The sequence below is a fragment of the Egibacteraceae bacterium genome, from assembly GCA_035540635.1.
Lineage (GTDB): Bacteria > Actinomycetota > Nitriliruptoria > Euzebyales > Egibacteraceae > DATLGH01.
On sequence record DATLGH010000006.1, the window covers coordinates 41922 to 58768 of the forward strand.

The 16847-nt window shown below is 74.4% G+C and carries 17 protein-coding genes; 12 read left to right on the forward strand and 5 right to left on the reverse strand.

Features of this window, described 5'->3' with window-relative positions; genetic code table 11:
• Positions 1–90: 90 nt before the first annotated feature.
• Entirely contained in the window at positions 91–1833 is a 1743-nt protein-coding gene (locus VM324_01410; GenBank protein HVL97935.1) for a DEDD exonuclease domain-containing protein, read from the reverse strand.
• A 51-nt stretch (positions 1834–1884) separates the two neighbouring features.
• Positions 1885–2142: a WhiB family transcriptional regulator gene (locus VM324_01415; GenBank protein ID HVL97936.1), complete on the reverse strand. Its 258-nt coding sequence runs from the start codon at positions 2140–2142 to the stop codon at positions 1885–1887.
• An 88-nt stretch (positions 2143–2230) separates the two neighbouring features.
• Between VM324_01415 and VM324_01420 the strand changes: the two genes are divergently transcribed.
• The 8 genes from VM324_01420 (at position 2231) to VM324_01455 (ending at position 8884) form a co-directional block, all read left to right on the forward strand.
• Positions 2231–2734, forward strand: a complete 504-nt coding sequence (locus VM324_01420) for a DUF309 domain-containing protein (GenBank protein HVL97937.1) — start codon at positions 2231–2233, stop codon at positions 2732–2734.
• Positions 2735–2804: 70 nt separating this feature from the next.
• Complete coding sequence (locus VM324_01425) at positions 2805–3065, forward strand: hypothetical protein (protein ID HVL97938.1); 261 nt, start codon at positions 2805–2807, stop codon at positions 3063–3065.
• Complete coding sequence (locus VM324_01430; protein ID HVL97939.1) at positions 3062–4417, forward strand: NYN domain-containing protein; 1356 nt, start codon at positions 3062–3064, stop codon at positions 4415–4417. The genes VM324_01425 and VM324_01430 overlap by 4 nt, the downstream gene beginning before the upstream one ends.
• 150 nt (positions 4418–4567) lie before the next feature.
• Positions 4568–4750 (forward strand): hypothetical protein, encoded by a 183-nt coding sequence (locus VM324_01435; GenBank protein HVL97940.1) that lies wholly within the window; start codon positions 4568–4570, stop codon positions 4748–4750.
• A 125-nt stretch (positions 4751–4875) separates the two neighbouring features.
• Positions 4876–5967 (forward strand): septation protein SepH, encoded by a 1092-nt coding sequence (sepH, locus tag VM324_01440; GenBank protein ID HVL97941.1) that lies wholly within the window; start codon positions 4876–4878, stop codon positions 5965–5967.
• Between the two features lie 11 nt (positions 5968–5978).
• Positions 5979–7277, forward strand: coding sequence for a M48 family metalloprotease (locus tag VM324_01445; GenBank protein ID HVL97942.1), 1299 nt, complete (start codon positions 5979–5981; stop codon positions 7275–7277).
• The gene (locus VM324_01450; GenBank protein HVL97943.1) at positions 7274–8413 is read left to right on the forward strand and encodes a glycosyltransferase family 4 protein; all 1140 of its coding nucleotides are present in this window, start codon (positions 7274–7276) and stop codon (positions 8411–8413) included. Before VM324_01445 ends, VM324_01450 begins: the two co-directional genes overlap by 4 nt.
• 87 nt (positions 8414–8500) lie before the next feature.
• On the forward strand, positions 8501–8884 hold the full coding sequence (locus VM324_01455) for an ACT domain-containing protein (protein HVL97944.1): 384 nt from the start codon (positions 8501–8503) through the stop codon (positions 8882–8884).
• A gap of 19 nt (positions 8885–8903) precedes the next feature.
• Here the strand turns inward: VM324_01455 and VM324_01460 are convergent, their stop codons facing one another.
• Together VM324_01460 and VM324_01465 are read right to left on the reverse strand one after the other, a co-directional pair.
• Entirely contained in the window at positions 8904–9677 is a 774-nt protein-coding gene (locus tag VM324_01460) for a DsbA family oxidoreductase (GenBank protein HVL97945.1), read from the reverse strand.
• 77 nt (positions 9678–9754) lie between these two features.
• The gene (locus tag VM324_01465; GenBank protein HVL97946.1) at positions 9755–10507 is read right to left on the reverse strand and encodes a class I SAM-dependent methyltransferase; all 753 of its coding nucleotides are present in this window, start codon (positions 10505–10507) and stop codon (positions 9755–9757) included.
• 125 nt (positions 10508–10632) lie between these two features.
• On the opposite strand from VM324_01465, the gene VM324_01470 reads away from it, so the two are divergent.
• Positions 10633–12156 (forward strand): hypothetical protein, encoded by a 1524-nt coding sequence (locus VM324_01470; GenBank protein HVL97947.1) that lies wholly within the window; start codon positions 10633–10635, stop codon positions 12154–12156.
• A 9-nt stretch (positions 12157–12165) separates the two neighbouring features.
• Here the strand turns inward: VM324_01470 and VM324_01475 are convergent, their stop codons facing one another.
• Positions 12166–13260: a universal stress protein gene (locus VM324_01475; protein HVL97948.1), complete on the reverse strand. Its 1095-nt coding sequence runs from the start codon at positions 13258–13260 to the stop codon at positions 12166–12168.
• A 130-nt stretch (positions 13261–13390) separates the two neighbouring features.
• Between VM324_01475 and VM324_01480 the strand changes: the two genes are divergently transcribed.
• The 3 genes from VM324_01480 (at position 13391) to VM324_01490 (ending at position 16836) form a co-directional block, all read left to right on the forward strand.
• A complete protein-coding gene (locus tag VM324_01480) occupies positions 13391–14896 on the forward strand; it encodes a potassium transporter TrkG (GenBank protein HVL97949.1) in 1506 nt (501 codons plus the stop codon).
• Positions 14893–15582 (forward strand): hypothetical protein, encoded by a 690-nt coding sequence (locus VM324_01485; protein HVL97950.1) that lies wholly within the window; start codon positions 14893–14895, stop codon positions 15580–15582. Before VM324_01480 ends, VM324_01485 begins: the two co-directional genes overlap by 4 nt.
• A 195-nt stretch (positions 15583–15777) precedes the next feature.
• A complete protein-coding gene (locus VM324_01490; GenBank protein HVL97951.1) occupies positions 15778–16836 on the forward strand; it encodes a M4 family metallopeptidase in 1059 nt (352 codons plus the stop codon).
• Positions 16837–16847: the final 11 nt, after the last annotated feature.

Genomic DNA, 16847 nt, shown 5'->3' on the forward strand with positions numbered 1-16847 from the left:
CTCGAGGTCGCTCGTGGAGTAGGCCCGGGATGCGACCATCGTGTGCGTGGCGGTGACGTCGGAGACCTTCGCGATCCGCCGTCGCCCACGTCAGCGCCGCGTGCGCTTGGCGGCGAGCTCGGCGTGCGCGCGACCCGTCGTGCGCAGGCTCGCGGCGAGGCGCTGCGACTCCTGCGCCAGGACGCGCCCGCCGGCGACGAGACTCGTGAGCTCCCCTTCGCAGTGGTGCAGCACCACGCCGCGGCCGTGGAGCCAGCCGGCGACGAGGCTGATCTCCTCGGCGTCGTCGGCGGCGACGTGTGCCGATGCGTCGCCCGGGCGCGGAGCGGCGGCGCGCAGCCGGGCGACCGCCGCCTCGACCTCGCACGGAACCGTGACGGTGCTCGCGACGAGGCGTCCGTGGCGCACGAGGACGACCTCCCGTCCCCCCGCATCTCGGGCGGGCCGTGAGGCGGCGAGCTCGGCAGGGGCGGCGACCCCGGCGAGCTGGCGGGTCCGCCGGAGGGCCGCCACGAGCGCGGCGAGACGGTCGCGCGCGGCCGCGGCCTCCTCGTAGCGCGCCTGCGCCGCGAGACGGCGCAGGCGCGCGGCGAGCTGGTCGAGCACCGGCGCGGGGTCCGCGGTGAGCGCCGCGGTCACCGCGGCGACCGCCGGTGCGTAGCCGTCAGGACCGACGCGGCCGTCACAGGGCGCCAGGCAGCGGCCCATCTCCGCGAGCGCGCAGGCGGTGAAGCGCGTGCGGGGCCCGATCCGCGCGCTGCAGCGACGCAGGGGCACGGCGTCGTGCAGCGCCTCGACGACGCGATCGGCGACGCGTCGCGACCCGAGCGGCCCGAGATAGGTCGCGCCGTCGTCGCGTGGTGCACGCACGATCGACAACCGGGGGAACCGCTCGATGGTGAGCTTCAGCCACACCCCGCGACGTGGGTGCTTCGAGCGACGGTTGTACCGGGGACGGTGCGCAGCGATGAGCCGCACCTCCCGCACCGCGGCCTCGAGCGGCGTCGGGGTCACTCGGTGGTCGATCGCCGCGGTCTCTCGCAGCAGGTCGGCGATCTTGCGCCGCTCGTCCCCGCCGAAGTAGCTGCGCACCCGGGCGCGCAGGTCGGTCGCCTTGCCGACGTAGAGCGCCTCCCCCGTCGCCGAACGGAAGGTGTAGACGCCGGGGGACCGCGGCAGCCCGTCGGCCAGCCCCTTGCGCGCCCGGTACAGCGGAGCGTTGCGTACCCGCACGAACTCGACGAGGTCCTCGGCGGTCACGACACCGAACGAACCGGCGCGCTCGAGGAGGCCGTGGAGCACCTCGACCGTTGCGCGCGCGTCGGCGAGGGCCCGGTGCACCGGCAGCGTCCGGCAGCGAAAGAAGCCGGCCAGGGTCGCGAGCCTGCAGTCGCGGACCTCGTCGCGCACGAGCCGGCGCGCGAGGGCCGCGGTGCACACAACCGGATGCTCGAGGCGCGGGTAGCCGAGCCGGACGAGATTGGCGTTCAGGAACCCCGTGTCGAAGCGGGCGTTGTGCGCCACGAGCATGGCCCCGCGGCTGAACTCGACGAACGACGGCAGCACCGCCTCAATGGGGGGGAAGGCGGCCACCATGGCGTCGGTGATGCCGGTGAGCGCACTGATCCCGCGGGGGATGGCCACGCAGGGGTTGACGAGCGTGGCGAGCTCGCCGAGCACCTCCCCGCCACGGACCTTCACGGCCCCTACCTCCGTGATCCGGCTGTCGTTGGGCGAGCCCCCGGTGGTCTCGAGGTCGACCACGACGAAGGTCACCGCATGCAGCGGTGTGGCGAGGTCGTCGAGGCGGGGCTGAAAGGCAGGGGCGCGCATCGCCCGGGAGCATACTCGAACCTGCGTTCGATTAGGCGGAACGCCTGCGTTTCAGGCGGCGGTGTCCCGGCGCCGCTCCCGGCGTTCGCGGCGGAAGATGCGCCGCCGCTGCGTCTCCGTCGTGCCCCCCCACACGCCGAACACCTCGCGGGTCGCCATGGCCTGCGCCAGGCATGGCTCACGGACCGCGCAGGTCGCGCAGACAGAAAGGGCGAACTCCACCGCCTGTGGCTCGACGCAGAAGAAGACCTCGGCGTCGCGCTCGCGGCAGGCGGCGCGTTCCTGCCAGCTGCGATCGGGCATGCTCATCGGCAGGTCAACGGAAAACGCATCCGGCGGGTTCCCCGACGGCAGCCGAGCCTGCGGTCGCGCACCATCCGATGTCGAGGAGACGAGCGTGCCCCCCCACGAGCTTCCCCGAAGCGACACCGGATTCCGCATGGCCAGGGCGGGGGAGCGGCCGCGCGACCGCTTCGGCCGTCCGCTGCCGCGGGGAGCGCGCGATGAGCTGCCGGGCAGGCAGGACCCCGACGATGTGGTGACGACCGTCGACGAGGCGTTCGCCCAGGGCGCCGTGCTGTTCGATGCGGGCAGGTTCTTCGAGGCGCACGAGTTCTTCGAGTGGATCTGGAAGTGCGACGCCGTCGACCCGGCCGACCGGGACTTCTGGAAGGGCGTCACCCAGGTCGCGGTCGGGTGCGTCCACACGCAGCGGCGGAACGCGACCGGTGCCCTGACGCTGCTCGAGCGGGCGGCGGGCCATCTCGACCCCTACCCGTCGCCCCACCTCGGCGTCGACACGGCCGCGCTCGCTGCGGCTGCGCGGGCCGTGGCCGCGGTCGTGCGCAACCATGGCCCCTCGCCCGAGCTCGCGTTTCCGAGGTTGCCGCGCACGGGCTGACCGGGCGTGCCGGTTGCGCCACGCTACGCTCGACCACCAACCGCCGATCGCGACGAGGAGCGCACCAACGATGGACATGCCGGCCGGACTGGACCCCGGGCAGCGCTATCGCTGCGGCGCGTGCGGCAACGTCACGCGCTTCGACGTGGAGTCGGTGGAGCGGGTGCGCCGCTTCTGGCACCTCGACCTGTCGGGGGCCGGGGTCGCCGAGGAGGAGGAGCGGGTCGAGGTCACCGTCGAGTCGGTGGTCTGCCGCTGGTGCGGGTCGACCGACGCCATCGAGGTCGTTGCGGCTCCGCACGTGCGCGGGGAGGCCCCGACGGGGTCATGACCGCGCAGGTGGGAGCAGGGGACGAGCAGGAAGAGCCTGATCCCGCAGGCCTGCTCCTCGACCTGCCGGCGCCGCTGTGGGGCGAGCTGCTGCGCGCGCTGAGACGCGCGGTCGACCGGCTGCCGCGGGCTCAGCTGCCCGTCGCGCTCCGGCCCTACGCGGGGTGGACCCCCGAGAGCCTCGGGGCCCCGCGCCCCCGCAAGGCGATCGCCCGCGCGGTCGTGAGCGACCCCCGGCTTCGGGAGCAGATCGGCGCGGCCATGGAGGACGCTGGTGCGCTTGCGGCCGCGGCGGACACCAGCGGCACGCGCCTGGTCGAGGACCACGGTGAGGAGACCGCCGTGGCGGCGCTCGTCGCCAGGGCGCGCTGGGAGGACCTTGCCGTGGTGGCTGCTGCCGCGGCGGAGCGCCGGGCAAGCCAAGACCGAAGCGCGGCGGAGGCGTCGGGCGCACCCCACCTCGGGGAGCTGCAGGAGGCCTCGCGACGACTGCGGGCCGACCTCAACGAGGCGCGCGACGAGCGGGACGCCCACCGCCGCCGAGCCGACGCCGCGGAGGAGCGGGCACGCCGTTCCGGCGCCGCCCGCCGCGAGGTGGAGGCCGAGACCGCCACGCTGTGCGAGCGGGTGGCCAAGCTCGAGGCGCAGCTCGTCGAGGAACGCCGCCAGCGTGACCGCAGGGTGGCGCGGTTGCAGCGACGGCTGGAAGAGGCGGAGGCGCGCGCCCGCGTGGACGAGGCGCGGGCCGCGCGCGTCGTCGGAGAGCTCGAACGGCTCGCGGTCGATCTGCGGGAGGCCCTCGGCCCGCCGCCGTCGGCGGGGGAGAGGCAGGGGGTCGCGCTGCCTCCGCCCGAGGCCGCAGCGCCCGCCATCCCGCGAGTGGTCGCCGCCGCGGCGGCGGGGCGGCCGTGCCGCCTGCCACCCGGCGTGGCCGGGGACAGTCCGGCCGCGGTCGAGGCGCTCCTGCAGGTTCCCGGCCTCGTCGTGGTCCTCGACGGGTACAACGTCACCAAGGACGTCCGCGGCCGCCCCCGGGCGCGGCTCGCGGACCAGCGCCACTGGCTCGTGAAGCTGGCCGGCGGCGTCGCCGCGCGCTACGGACGCCGCCTCATGGTGGTGTTCGACGGCACCGACGAGCATGCCGGACCGCCACCGGCTGCGCGGGGCGTGGGGGTGCTGTTCACCGCCGGCGAGGAGATCGCCGACGAGCGCATCGCCGAGATCGTCGCGGACCTCGGCCCCCGCGCGCCCGCACTGGTCGTGTCGAGCGACCGGGAGGTGCAGGACGCCGCCGAGGACCTCGGCGCCAATGTCGCCACCGCCGGGGTGTTCCTCACCGCCGTCGGCGCCTGAGCGCGGGGGTGCCGTCACCGCGGCGTCCCGGAGCTCGCCTGCGCGGTGGCGAGCAGTCGCGGGGCGCTGGAGCGGTCCCGCTACGCCGTGGCTGTCACAGGGGCTGCGTACGGTGCGGGTCCAGAGCTTCCCCGAGAAAGGAGCTGTCCCGTGCAGATCGACTGCGGCGAGTGCGCCATGCAGCACACCGACGCCTGCCAGGACTGCATCGTCACCTACCTGCTCGACCGACCCGAGGGCGCGGTGGTGTTCGACGCCGACGAGCAGCGCGCGATCAGGGCGCTGCAGGACGGAGGTCTCGCGCCGAGGAGCCGGTTCGTGGCACTCGGCTGACCGCACCGGCGGCCCGCCCGTGGCACTCGGCTGACCCGCGGGCCACCGCGTCGCGCCTCCTTGCCGCAGCAGGTGGCGTGTCCCACAATGCCCGGAGGACGCCCACCCGGTAGCCGGGAGAACCTGTGAGACAGCTGCAACTGGTCGGCTACACCGCCGATCTGCTCCACCTCGTGTTCACCGACACGGACGAGGGTGGGGGACGGTTCAAGGCGCCCATCGACGAGGACTTCGTGGCGACGCTGACCGAGGTGCTCGAGCTCGTCGACCCCGACGCCGCTCCCCTCGGCTCCCTTCTCGGAGAGCGGTCGCCACACCCGCCCCCCGCGCCTGAGCCCGACGGCATCGATGCGGGGACCGGTGACGACGGGGATGAGCCGCCGGTCGGCCCGCGGGGGGTCGGACCACTGGCGGGCATGGCGGCGGCCGTGAAGTGGGCGGCCGCGGACAACGGCGAGGTTGTGGTGGGCTCCGACCGTCCGCGGCCGAGCAAGCTCGCCCCACGCGAGATCCAGGCGCTCCTGCGCGCGGGGCAGGGCGTGCGCTCCGTCGCCAAGCTCGCCGACACCGACGAGTGGTGGGTGCGCCGCTGGCTGCCCCCCATCGAGGCGGAGCGCGACCAGGTGCTCCAGGGCGTGTGGTCGTGCTCCATCGCCAAGACGCGCCTCGGTGTGAGCGCCGACCCGGTGGGAGAAGCGGTCGAGAAGAACCTCGCGGCGAAGGGCGTGCGCCCTGATGACCCTTCCGTCGAATGGAGCGCTGCACGGCGCGAAGGCGACGCGCACTGGAAGGTGATCTTGCGCTACCGCAGCCGGGGGCGCGCGCAGCGAGCAGTCTGGCACTTCAGCACCGAGACGGGTGAGCTCCTCCCGAGGAACAACCTCGCGGTGGACATCGCCTGGACGAGACCCCGCCGTGGCGCGACGCGCGCGACGGCCGATGGTGCCCGCCGGCCGTCGCGTCGCGCCAAGGCTCCGGGTGGGGTCAAGAAGGCGGGCGCGAAGAAGGTCGCCGCAAAGAAGGCTGCGGCGACGAAGGGCGAGAAGAAGGCTGCGGCGAAGAAGGCCACCGCGAAGAAGGCTGCGGCGAAGAAAGCTGCGGCGAAGAAGGCAGCGTCGAAGCGGGGCCCGGCGAAGAAGTCCGGTGTGAAGAGGACCGCCCCGGCACCGGCTGCGCAGGCCGGGACGGGCACCGGCGACAACCCGGCTTCCCGGTAGCATCGGGGGGAATGGCCGAGGTCGGAGCTCGCGCGGAGCAGCGTGCCGTCGTCTCCGGTGCGGGTCGGCTGCTCCTCGGCGCGCACCTCGTCGCCGGTGCGCTCGTGGTCGTCGGTGTCCTCGCGCAGGTGCTGCGGCCTCTCGCCCCCGACCTGGGCCCGCCACCCCCGCCGACCGTCTGGTTCGACGCGGCTCACCTCGCACAGGTCACGGCGTACCGCCAGCCGCTCTACGCCGCCGGCGTCGCCGCGCTCGTGCTGCGGCTCGCCGTGCCCTGCCTCGCGGCGTTCAGCGGCCCGGGCCGGCGCTTCGTCGACGGCGTCGTCCGCCGGGTGGGGGAGCACCGACCGGCCCGGGCCGCCACCGCCGTCGTCCTCGCCGTCGTCGTCATCACCGATCTCGTCGTCTTTCCGCTCGCGTTCTGGGCGGGCTACGTCCACGAGGGCGCGTTCGGCTTCCGGGTGCACGGGCTCGCGGGGTGGGCGAGGGACTGGGCGGTCGAGAAGACCCCGACCTGGCTCGTCGTGGCGACGCTGACGCTCGGCGGCTACGCGCTCGCGCGTCGACTGCCGCGTGCCTGGCCGCCGGTCGCGGGCGCCGCGACGGCGCTCCTTGCCGCCGCGTTCGTTCTCGTGACGCCGGTCGTGCTCGAGCCGCTCGTGTTCTCCACCGACACTCTGCCGAACGGACCGGTGCGTGCAGAGGTCCAGCGGGTCCTCGACCGCTCCGACCATCAGGTGGAGCGCATCGTCGTCGCCGACGCGAGCCGGCGGACCACGAAGCGCAACGCCTACCTCTCCGGGCTCGGCCCCAGCCGCCAGGTGGTGCTCTACGACACCCTCGTCGAGAGCCAGCCACCCGACGAGGTCGGTGCCGTGCTCGCTCACGAGCTGGCGCACCACCTGCACGCCGACCTGGTCCGCGGCACGCTGCTCGCTGCAGCGGGGACGACGGCGCTGTGCTACCTGCTCGCGGCGGTGCTGCGCAGGCGGGTGCGCAGCGGCCGCCAGCGGACCGTCGGCGACCCCCGCGCCGCCGCGGTCGTCCTCGCGCTCGTGGTCCTCGCCACCGTCGTGACCGCTCCGGTCGCAAACGCAGTGAGCCGCCGCGCGGAGGCCGCCGCCGACCTCGGCGCCCTGCGCATCACCGGCGCGCCCGCCACCTTCCAGCGGCTGAACGCGGAGCTCGCGCGCGCCAACCTCTCCGACCCCCTGCCACCACGGTGGGTCCAGCTGCTGTGGTCGACGCACCCGCCCCCGTCCGCGCGGCTGGAGATGGGGCGACGGTGGGAGGAGGGGCTGCTCAGATGAGCACCCCCCGGACGCTCTGGGTCACCAACGACTTCCCGCCGCGGCTGGGAGGGATCGAGACCTTCGTCTCCGAGCTCGTCAGCCGGCTCGACCCCGCCGGTGTGCGGGTGCTCGCCGCCGCCGCGCCGGGCGACGCCGAACATGACGCGGACCTGCCGTTCCCCGTCGAACGGATCGGGCGCCGGCCGCTCCTGCCGACGCCCGCGGTGACGCGGCGGGTCCGGGCCGCCGCTGCCGCGCACGCCGCCGACGTCGTGGTGTTCGGCGCGTCGTGGCCACTCGGCGAGCTCGCGGGTGACCTCGACGTGCCGACATTCGCGCTCACGCACGGCCATGAGGCCGGGATGGTGCGGGTGGGTCTCGGTCCGCTCTTGCGGCGGGTGGCGCGCCGTGTCGACGGCCTCGGGGTGATCAGCCGGTTCACCCGCGCGGCGCTCGAGCCGTGGGTGGCGGCCCACACCGCCGTGTACGACCTCCCGCCGGGGGTTGACACCGACCGTTTCCATCCCGGCGTGGACGGCTCCCGGATCCGGGAGCGCCTGCACCTGTGCCCCGACGACGGGCTGGTCGTGTGCGTGGGACGCCTCGTGGCCCGCAAGGGGCACGACGTCCTCGTGGACGCCTGGCCCCGCGTGCGCGCCCGCCATCCCGGCGCGCACCTGCTGCTCTGCGGCGGCGGCCCGGCAGGTGCGCGCCTCGGCCGCAGGGCCGCCGCGCTCGGAGTCGAGGGGGCCGTCACCCTCGCCGGACCGGTCGGGACGCCTGACCTGCCCGCGGTGCACGCGGCCGCCGACGTCTTCGCGATGCCCTGCCGCACGCGCCTCGGCGGCCTCGACGTCGAGGGCCTCGGCATCGTCTACCTCGAGGCGCAGGCCACGGGCACGCCGGTGGTCGCCGGGCGTTCCGGTGGTGCCCCCGAGACCCTCGTCGACGGGCGCACCGGCCTCGTCGTGGGCGGCAGGGCGCCGGCCGAGCTGGCCGACGCGCTGTCCGCGCTGCTCGGCGACGGTGAGCGCCGCCGCGCCATGGGTGCCGCCGGGCGCGCCTTCATGGAGCAGCGCTACGCCTGGCCGGTCATCGCCGAGCGCTTCCGGGGGATCCTCGAGACGATCGCCGGTGCGCGCACGCACCGGTGACGGCGCACAGCCGCAGCAGCCCCGGCGCCAACCCTGCGGGCGTGGGATCCGTTGGAGGCGTAGTCTCGCGAACGAGGAGGCACCGGCATGCACAAGGACTTCACCCTCATCCCAGACGACCAGCCCGGCGTGCTCGCCCGCCTCGGCGAGGCCGCGGGGCGAGCGGGCATCAACATCGAGGGCATCAGCGCGTTCACGGGCGAAGGCAAGGGCATCGTCCACCTGCTCGTGCGCGACCCCGAGGACGCGCAGCGGGCGCTCGCCGAGGCGGGATTCGACGTCCGTGCCGCCCGCGACGTGCTCGTCGTGGACATCGAGGACCGGCCCGGGGCGATGGGCGAGGTCTGCCGCCGGCTCGCCGCCCACGACGTCAACATCCAGCAGGCCTACATCGCCGGCGGCGGATCAGGCGGGGGCTACCGGCTCGTGCTCGCCGTCGACGACATCGAGCGCGGTCGCGCGCTCGTGTGACGCGGACGCCGCGCTGCGGTCAGCGGGTGGGGACGGCGCAGGAGCCGTCGGCGCACGCCGCCACGTCGTGGCCGCCGTCCGCGGCGGGATCATCGCCGTTGTCGGGGCCGGCGCCGTCGCCGGTGACCCGGGCGGCGTCCTCCTGACCGGTGGTGTCGGGCAGCGACTCGGCCCAGACCGCCTCGAGCAGCTCGGTGAGGACCTCCGGGGACTGGGCTCCCGCGACGCCGTAGGCACGGTCGACGACGAAGAAGGGGACGCTTGTGATCCCCAGCGCTCGCGCGGTGGCCTCGTCGGCACGCACCTCTCCGGCGTACGCGTCGCCGGCGAGGACGGCGCGCGCCTCCTCGGGGTCGAGCCCGGCGTCGGCTGCCAGCCGGGCGAGGACCGCGACATTCCCGACGGGCTGGCCCTCGCAGAGGTAGGCGGCGAGCAGGCGTTCCTTCACCGCGTCCTGCACGCCCTGCTCACCGGCGAGGTGGAGCAGGCGGTGCGCGTCGAAGGTGTTGCCTGGACGGGCGATGTCGAGGCGGAATGCGAGACCCTCGGCCGCGGCCACGCGGGTCATGCGGTCGTGCATCGCCTGCGCCTCCGGCCGCGACACCCCGTACTTGGCGGCGAGGTGCTCGACCGCCACCCCGCGCTCCCGGGGCGCTGAGGGGTCGAGCTCGAAGCTCCGCCACGTCACCTCGACGGCGTGCGCGTGCGGGAAGCGGGCCAGCGCCGCCTCGAAACGCCGCTTGCCGACAAAGCACCAGGGGCATACGACGTCGGACCAGATCTCGATCTGCATGCGCACACCTCGTGAAAACCCGGGGACTTGCTCCAACACGCCGGCGACAAGGATCCTTCCCGAGGCCGGGGCGCCGTTCACGGTCGACGGGCGACGGCGAACACCGACTGTCCGAACGGGGGCGGAACCCACCGCTCGACGGCGGCGAACGCCGGCACGAGCCGGTCCCAGACGGACAGCGCCGGTCCCGCCGCCGGCCGCATGCGGAGGATGCGCATGCCGACGGTCCAGGCGAGCAGTCCGGGGGCGTTGACGTAGTGCAGGCAGACCAGCCGCAGGCCCGCGGCGTCGAGGGCGGCGACGAGGTCGGGACGGCGGTAGCGGCGGAAGTGCCCGATCTCACGGTCGAACCGGCTCATCGCGAACGTGAACGCGGGCACGACGAGGATCACCCGGCCGCCCGATGCGAGCAGCCGGGCGAACCCGCGCAGCGCTTCGACGTCGTCGGCGATGTGCTCGAGGACGTTGTAGGCCACGACCGCCGAGTGGTCGGCGTTCTCGGTGATGGGCGCGAGAAGGGCGCGCACGCGCACCCGCGGGTCGCCGGCGAAGCGGGCGCGGAGGAGCTCGAGGCGTTGCACATCGCCTTCCGAGGCGGTGAACACCTGCACCCACGGGGCCCACTCTGCCGCATAGTCGCCGAGCCCCGAGCCGACCTCGAGCGGCCGGGGGCCGAGCCAGGGGGTGGCGAACGACGCCAACCAGCGCCGGTAGCGCACCGCCTGACGGAGGTCCTCGAGCGTCTGGCCCTGCACGGACTGGTCACCGGCGACGGTCAGCGCCGCGCCGGCCGGCGCCTGTGGGATGGTGGGCACGGCGGAGCTCGACATGGGGCGCTCCCGGTGAAAGGGGCGACGGGCGGGCTGAAAGGATAGCCGCCGCACTGGCGGCAGGGACGGCGCGGCGGCGGAGCCGGAGGCAGGCCGGTCGCCGTGGCCACGGTAGCCTGCCGGGGATGGCCGCCCGGACCGCAGCCGCTCGGGCCGCGGGGCGCCGCCACGCGCGGTCGCGCCTGCGCCCCCTCGACGGGGTCGTCGCCGTGCTCCTCGCGACGGGCGCGGCCGCGCTGCGCGCCGGTCCGCTCGGCCCGTCGAGCCTCTGGCTGGACGACGCCTGGACCGCCCTCGTCGTGCGGGCCGACTCGGTCGCCGAGGCTGCCGCCCTCGCGGTGACCGCCCCTGGGTTCGGGCTGCTGCTGCGCGCGTGGCTCCAGGCGGTGGGCTTCTCGGAGACCGCCGCGCAGCTGCCGCCGTTCGCATTCGCCGTGCTCGGGCCGCCCGCGGTCTACCTCGTCGGCGTCACGGTCGGTCTGCGCCGCACGGCCGCCGGCGTGGCCGGGCTGCTGCTGCTCGCTGCACCGGCGCACCTCACGAACGCCACCCGGGTGAAGCAGTACACCCTCGACGCGCTGCTCGCCACGGGCGTCATCGCGCTCGCGTGGCGGGTGCTCGCAGCGCCCCGGGAGGCCGCCCGGTGGGCGACGCTGGCCGCTATCGGGACGCTGGCGACGCTCGTGTCCGCCCAGATCGCGCCCGTCGTCGTTGCCGCGCTGGCCGCCGGACTGCTCGCGGCCCGGCGCGCCGGCGCGGCGCTGGGGGCGGGCCTTGGCGCCACCACGGCCTACGGCGTGCTCGGCGGCGCGTGGTACCTCGCCTACCTGCGCCCCTCGGTGAGCCCTGCGCTGCGGGCGTACTGGAGCGGGCACTACCTCGACCTGGCGGACGGGCCCCGCGCGGTCGCTGCGGGACTCGTCCAGGGGCTCGGCGGGGTCCTCGGCGCGCTCTCGGCCGTCCCGGCCCCCTTCGTCGCCGTGCCGTTGCTGGCCGCAGCGGGGTGGGCGCTGCTGCGCCGGCCGGCGGTGGCGGTGCTCCTCGCGGGTCCGCTCGCCGTGACGGTGCTCCTCGCGGCCCTGCGGCTGGCCCCGCTGGGGGGTGGACGGACCGACATCGTCCTGCTGCCGGGCCTCGCGCTCCTCGCCGCCGTCGGCGTCGACGCGGCCGCCGGCGCGGACCGGCGGGCCGCGGCTGGCCTGGCCGCGGCGGTCCTCGCGGCGACGGCGCTGGCCCGACCCGACGCCGGCTCCTACCCGAGCCACGACGTGCGACCGCTCGTGGCGCGCATGGAGGCCGCGCTGCGACCCGGCGACGCCGTCCTCGTGTACTCCGCCACGCGCTGGGCCTACGGCCTCTACACCGGGTTCGATGTCGCCTTCCCGCCCGACCCGAGGCGAGGGACGGGCTTCGACGTGGCCGTCGCCGACCCTCGCGTGCGCATCCTCGAACCCCAACGCCACACCGCCGAGCGCTACGCCGCCGACGTGAGCGCGGGAATCCGCGGGGCACAGCGGGTGTGGCTGCTCGCCAGCGGATGGCGCGGCGACCTCGCGGTGCTCGAACGCCTCATCGGCGATCGGGGCCTCGTCGAGACCTCCCGCGAGTCGCGCCCCGGGGGGCTGCTCGTGCGCTGGGAGCGCCCGTGAGGCGGGCCGCTAGCCCATGGGCGCGTAGCTGATCTCGGCCCCGTCGAAACCGGGTGCGGAGTGCAGGGCCTCCATCACGTCGCCGAGCGCGGAGTTCGTGTCGGTGGCTGACACCGTCACCTCCGCCCTCACGCACAGCCGGCCACGCTCGTCGCGCCATGGTTCGTGCAGGCTCACGTCGCCGACCGGCCACAGCGCGGCTTCGAGCAGCTCGGAGCGGTCCGCCTCGGCGGGCAGGCACGCCGACACGATGATCCGGTGCGACGTGCTCGCCCTGGCGTGATCCGAGTCGGGCACCGGCGTGCCGGCGCTGCGGACGGCGGGCGCGAGGTCCTCGGTGGCGGGGGCCGGACCGACGTCGAGGGCGATGAGCAGTGACGCGTCAGGGGCCGCCCAGGCGACGTGCGTCGTCGCGGCGCGCAGCCCCGACACGGTCGGGGCGACCGGCACGACGACGAGGTCGTCGGCTCTCGCGGCGGCCCCGACGGCGAGGTCGAGCCGCCGCGGGTCGTGGTGGACCCGGTCGCTCAGCGCCGCCACCTCGGCGGGCAGGTCCACGGTGCTCTCGCCGCTGCGCACCACCCGGACCGGTGCCCCCGTCGTCTCGTGCAGCCGGCGCACGAGCGCGGCCGCGAGCCGGATGCCGCCGGTGGCGGCGCTCCCCAGGTGATCGTCGGACACGGGCAGCAGCAACCGCGAAAAGGACTTCTCGCCGAGGCGGGCGACCGCGAGCGGCACCGCCGAACGTCCCGCGATCGAGTCGATGAGGCTGCCGAAGACGTTCTGGTGGCTGCTGCGCCCCTGCCATCCCATGACGACGAGTGTCGCCTCGCACTCCCGCGCCGTGTCGAGCACCCCACGGGCGACGGATTCGTCGACGTCGAGCATGCCACGGGCCTCCACGCCGGCTCGTCGCGCGGTCACCTCGGCGCTGACGACGAGCTCGTGTGCCGTCTCCCGCTCCGCTGCGGGCGCGTCCGGGCGCAGGACGGTCACCGGGACAACCAGCCCGTCCCGCTCCGCGAGCGATGCGGCCAGCTCCAGCAGGGTGTACGCCGATCTGGGGTTGCTGACCGGGACGAGGACGGTGGTGCCGAAGGCCATGGGGCTATTAGACAGCATGCGCCTCCCGTGGCGCCTCGCGCCGGGGGGCGAACGGTGCTTTGCCATCCGGGCCGTGGCGCGCGGGTCGGGTTGGTTGCCTTGCGGGGCGCCGCTGGCGTCTACTGGGCCGATGCTCTTCCGACCGGATGCGCGGGATTTCCGGCTGATCGGTCTCTACTCCGCCCGCGTGCTCATGGGTGTCGGGGTGGCGATGCTGCTGCCCGCCACCCTCGGATTCGCCCTCGGGGAGGTGAACGAGGCGTGGGGCTTCATCGTCGCTGCGGCGCTCGCGGTCCTCCTCGCCCGCACGGCCGAATGGGTGTGCAGGACGAACGCGGCGCTGACGACGAGTCACGGGCTCGCGGCGGTCGGGGCGGCGTGGCTGCTGGCCCCGGTGTTCGCGGCCGTACCGCTCCTGCTGTCCGGTCACTACGTGTCCTACCTCGACGCCTACTTCGAGGCGATGAGCGGGTTCGCCACCATCGGCCTCACCCTCGCGAACGACATCGACCACATGGCAAGGAGCGTCAACCTGTGGCGGCACCTCATGCAGTTCATGGGCGGGCAGGGGATCATCATCGTCTTCCTCACCCTGTTCGCGCGCGGCGGCGGGGCCATCGGCGCTCTGTACGTCGGCGAGGGCCGTGAGGAGACCATCCTGCCGAACGTCGTCAGCACCGCGCGGTTCATCTGGCGGGTGGCCCTCACCTACGCGGTCGTCGGCATCTTCCTGCTCTGGGCGGCGCTCGTCACCGCGGGGATGACGCCGGGCCTCGCGCTCTACCACGGGACGAACCTCTTCATGGCCGCGTTCGACACCGGGGGGTTCGCGACGCAGTCCTCGTCGGTGGGCTTCTACCGCTCGCAGGTCGTCGAGGCGGTGCTCATGCCGATCATGGTCGCCGGGGGGTGCAGCTTCGCGCTGCACTACTGGCTGTGGCAGCGACGCGGCCGGGAGCTCGTCCGCAACCTGGAGTCGCGGGTGCTCGCCACCTCGATGCTGCTCGTGTTCGCCGTCATGTGCGTCGGGGTGGCGCGGATCGGACTGTTCGCCGACGTCGGCCCGCTGTTCCGCCACGCGTTCTTCCAGACCGTCAGCGCGCACACGACGACCGGGCTCGCGACGGTGCCCGGTCGGCTGTACCTCACGGACTGGGGGGTGCTGGCGCCCGGGATGCTCGTCATCGCCATGGCGCTCGGCGGCATGGCGGGCTCCACGGCAGGAGGGATCAAGGCGCTGCGCGTCGGACTCGTCCTGAAGGGGCTGAGGCGTGACCTCCGCAAGCTCCTGCTGCCCCATGACGCGGTCGTCGTGGAGACCTACCACGCCGGGCAACGGCGGATTCTCCGCAACCCCCAGGTGATGACCGCCGTCGTGGTGCTGCTCCTCTGGCTCGTCCTCTACCTGGCCGGGACGCTGGTCGGGCTCTTCTACGGTTACAACCTCCAGGTGGCCCTGTTCGACTCCACCGCCGCGGCGAGCTCGGGCGGGCTGTCGGTGGGCGTCGTCCGCCCCGACCTCGAGACCCCCCTGAAGCTCGTCTACATCGCCCAGATGGTCCTCGGGCGACTCGAGTTCGTCGCGCTGTTCGTGCTCCTCGGCTACCTCGTCGCGATCGTCCGGGGCAGGGCATGAGCCTCCAGGCGCCGGCCCGTGCAGTGAGTCGCCTCGGGGTGCTCGGTGGCGCCCTGGTCCTTGTCGCCCTCCTCGCAGGCGTCGTCGGGGTCGCCGAGGCGCTGCGTCATCCGCACGCCGACGTCCAGACCGCGACGCTCGCCGAGATGGGCGACGTCCGCGACGAGGTCGTGTGCCCGGACGCGCCAGCCGCTGCGGACGACGGTGCGGTCGCGGTGGGCTCCGGTGAGCTCCATGACTGCCCGGCGCTCTACGACGGCCTGCGGGTGCGCTACGAGGGCGAGGTCGTCGGCGCCTTGCTGTCCCGACGTGGCGTGGCGTGGACGCAGCTGAACGACGACGACTACGCCGGTGTGCTCGGCCCGCTGCCGGCGCACCGTGTCTACCGGGGCAGCAACGCAGGGGTCGGGGTCCTCCTGCCCACCGGGGTCGCCGAGGTCGTCGAATGGGTGGGCGGTCCCGCCGCTCGTGGCGACGTGCTCGTCGTCACGGGGACCTTCCACCGCGTCGACCCGGCCAGCCGGGAGGTCGCGGTCATACGGGCCGACTCGGCGGTGACGTCCCGCCCCGGGGGGCCCGCCCCAGCCGAGCCGCTGCCCGCCCGGCGGGTCCTCGGCATCGTGCTCGGGATCGCGGCCGCGGGCGTCACGGCGGGCCCCTGGCTCCTGCGCCGATGGAGCCGTTAGCTCAGGGGGTCAGCGTGTGGTAGTCGGCCTGGATGGCGTTGCGGTCTCGTGGTCGTGGTGGCCGGTTGCGTTCCGACCGTGCGACGATGAGGTTGCAGCGCCGTTGCAGCCGTGCGGCTCCCGTGACTGGACGCGGCGCCGGCGTGCGCATCCGGTGGGGCGTCTGGAACGCCCCACGTGGGGAAAGGGAGCCTCATGGTCTCGCACCCGCACCGATGCTCCTACATCCCGCCGCACGTCCTCGATCGTGTGGCGCGCCGCGCCGACGAGCCGGCGAAGGCCGCCGCCCGTGCGACCGCTCAGCAGAGCCAGGCGACCCGGCGCGCGCGCGCCGGCGCGATGCTCACCGTCCCCCGCCTGCTCGCCGCCCGGGCCGGCGTGGCGGCAGAAGCGGCGGGGGCACGGAGGGTGTATGACTGCAAGGGCCAGTGGGAGCAGCAGGTGGCCCTCGCGCGCAAGGAAGGCGACGAGGAGGCCTCAGGCGACGTCGACGTCGACACCGTCTACGAGCACGCCGGGTTCGCCCGCGAGTTCTACCGCGCCGAGCTCGGTCGCAACTCCATCGACAACCAGGGCATGGACCTCGTCTTGAACGTGCACTACGGCGAGGACTACATGAACGCGCTCTGGGACGGCGAGCAGATCCTGTTCGGCGACGGCGACGGGGAGATCTTCTCGAGCCTCGCCCGGTCCCTGGAGGTCACCGCCCACGAGCTCACCCACGGCGTCGTGCAGTTCTCGGCGAACCTCGAGTACTACAGCCAGTCGGGCGCGTTGGACGAGAGCATGGCCGACGTGCTCGGCGCGGCCGTCACCCAGCACGCCGAAGGCCAGGACGCGGGCCAGGCTGACTGGCTCATCGGCGACGAGGTCATGGGCCCGACCCTGTACGGCGAGGCTCTGCGGTCGGTCAAGGCGCCGGGCACCGCCTACCACAACACCTTGCTCGGCAGGGACCCCCAGCCCGCGCACATGGACGACTACTTCACCGGCACCGAGGACCACCAGGGGGTCCACATCAACAGCGGCATCCCGAACCGGGCCTTCTACCTGACCGCTTCGGACGTCGGGACGCCGGCCGCGGGCCGCATCTGGTACGCCGCACTGCACCGGTTGTGGCCGACGGCGGACTTCAACGACGCCGTGGAGGTCATCGTTGACACCACCCGGGAGCTGACGCGCGACGAGCAGGCGCCGAAAGGCGCGGCGCAGGTCGTGCGAGCCGCCTTCCGGGAGGTCGGTCTGCCGCGCTAGCAGGAGGGGGT